This window comes from Streptomyces sp. NPDC054840 (assembly GCF_053611065.1).
This window is the reverse complement of record NZ_JBSGZP010000925.1, coordinates 1-2295: the sequence shown is the minus strand read 5'-3', so window position 1 is coordinate 2295 and position 2295 is coordinate 1. Positions and strand designations below refer to the sequence as shown.

Annotated in this window: 2 protein-coding genes and 1 pseudogene; all 3 read right to left on the bottom strand. The window is 73.8% G+C overall.

Translation table 11 applies throughout. The features are described 5' to 3' along the window. Positions 1–863 (bottom strand): ATP-binding cassette domain-containing protein (locus ACWGIU_RS36030; RefSeq protein ID WP_453712300.1); only part of this gene is annotated, 863 nt, incomplete at its 3' end. Positions 864–1107: 244 nt separating this feature from the next. Continuing rightward, on the bottom strand, positions 1108–1854 hold the full coding sequence (locus ACWGIU_RS36025; protein ID WP_453712299.1) for an NUDIX hydrolase: 747 nt from the start codon (positions 1852–1854) through the stop codon (positions 1108–1110). 125 nt (positions 1855–1979) lie between these two features. Next, a pseudogene (locus ACWGIU_RS36020) lies at positions 1980–2295 on the bottom strand (glycogen debranching N-terminal domain-containing protein); the annotation flags it as partial.

Genomic DNA, 2295 nt, shown 5'->3' with positions numbered 1-2295 from the left:
CCCGTCTCGTCGGCGAGCTGATGGACCAGCACGCCGTGCCGGAACGCCGCCTCGCCCACCTCGGCGCAGCTGCTGCCGTACACCGACAGGCGGCTGCCGCTCTCCGCGACGATCTCCACCGACCGCCGGGCGGCACGGGCCTCCCGGCTCAGTACGTCGGCCAGCCGGGCCGCGTGAGGGGTGCGCACGGCGACTCGCGGCCGCAGCCGGGTCCGGGCGAACTCGGCCGCGTCCTGGTCGGCGACGAGCCGGCCCGACCCGATGCTGACGACACGGTCGGCGCTACGGGCGGCCTCCTTGGCGTCGTCGGTGGTGAAGAGCACCGCGCCACCGAGGGAGGCGTGGCCGCGCAGCAGGCCGTGCAGCCAGGCGCGTTCGCGTGGGGAAAGCCCGGCACCGGGCTCGTCGAGCAGCAAGGTGCACGGATCGGCCAGCAGGGCCGAGGCCAGTGCGACCCGGCGCTCCATGCCGAGCGACAGCGAGCCGAGCCGCTGGTCCCGCAGCCCCGCGAGGCCGACGACCTCCAGCGTCTCGTCGGCCCGAGAGGCGGGCACACCGGCTGCGGCACAGAGCATCCGCAGCTGGTTGCGGACGGTCCGCGCGGGGTTGCCGGGGACGTCGCCGAGGAGCACTCCGACCTCACGGCCGGGGTGCGGGATCCGGTGCAGCGCGCGGCCGCGGAAGTAGGTGACGCCGCGGCCCGGTTCGAGTTCGAGCATGAGCCGCAGTGCGGTGGTCTTGCCCGATCCCGGCTCGCCGAGCAGGGCGGTCACATGCCCCGGGCGGGCCTCGAAAGTGAGGTCGTCCACGAGGGGCGGGGCGTCGGGGCGGGGCTTGCTGGTGAGTCCGATGGCCTGGAGCATCGCTTCTCTCGCGGGGGTGAGACCGCTCAGCGGCAGGATGGGTACCGCAAGCAAGATAACGCGATATGTCCGATATTCAGCGCAACCGGTCCGATGGGATACCGATACGGCCGCCGCCGGGACCCGTACGGACGGCGGGTCCGGTCTCGCACCCACACCCGGACGCGCACCCGAACCCGGGCCCGGTCCTGGGATCGCCCACGGTGATCCCGCCCCTGCCGAGGGCGCCTCGTACGCCGCGGTGTCAGACTTCCGGACGCAGCATCGGCGGGTTGAGCAGGGTGGCGCCACCTGCCCGGAACAGCTGGGCCGGACGGCCGCCCTGACGGGTCGTCGTACCTCCGGCAGGCACCAGGAATCCGGGAGTGCCGGTGACCTTGCGGTGGAAGTTGCGCGGGTCGAGGGACACACCCCAGACCGCCTCGTAGACCCGGCGCAGCTCGCCCACGGTGAACTCCGGCGGGCAGAAGGCCGTGGCCAACGAGGAGTACTCGATCTTCGAGCGGGCCCGCTCCACACCGTCGGCGAGGATCCGGGCGTGGTCGAAGGCGAGCCCCGTGGAGTCCTCGTCGGTGCCGGACAGCACCTCGTCGACCGGAGCCCAGCGCGCGCTGTTGGCGTCGCCTCCGGCCCGGGGCGCAGGCAGGTCCGGAGCCAGCACGAGGTGCGCCACGCTGACGACGCGCATCCGCGGATCCCGCTTCGGATCGCCGTAGGTGGCCAGCTGCTCGAGGTGCGCCCCGTTGCCCGCGTCCGGCAGGGCGGGGTCGTGCGCGCAGAGGCCGGTCTCCTCGGCGAGCTCCCTGGCGGCGGCCCCCGCCAGGTCCTCGTCTCCGCGGACGAATCCTCCGGGCAGCGCCCAGCGGCCCTGGAACGGCTGCTCACCTCTCCGGACGACCAGCGCGCAGAGCGCGTGGCGCCGCACGGTGAGCACGACCAGGTCGACGGTGACGGCGAAGGGCGGATAGGCCGACGGGTCGTAGGGCGACATGCCGCGATCATAGTCGTCTGCCTGACGATAAACAGCGCTTTGGTGACCTTGAAGACAGTGCCCCGAAGGCGGGAGGCCTTGGCCTTCGGCCGGGCGGACGGTCCGGCCGGAACGGGTGAGCGTGCTCAGCCACCCAATTGGAGCGCATCGGCCGCCTCCTCCACCATGCCGAGGCCGAGCCGGCTGATCCGGACGGCGAAGGGCCCTCCCGCCACCCGAAGGCCCGAGAGCCTGAGTCCGCCCAGGGGGGCTCCGGGGAGCGGTGCGAGGGCGACCGTGCCCGCGGGGGCGTCCGGGCGGATTCCGGCGAGGGCGGTCAGCGCGTGGATCCCGGCCGCCGCGGCCACGGCGGCCGGGCGGCAGGCCGACGGGTGCGGCACGGGGGTGCTGGCAGTGGTGCGCTGTTCGGCCGCGAACATCTCCGGCAGCCGGTATCCGAAG

Bases quoted from the DNA above. Each gene is read 5' to 3' on its own strand.
- ACWGIU_RS36025 (WP_453712299.1), bottom strand. From the start codon at position 1,854: ATGTCGCCCTACGACCCGTCGGCCTATCCGCCCTTCGCCGTCACCGTC.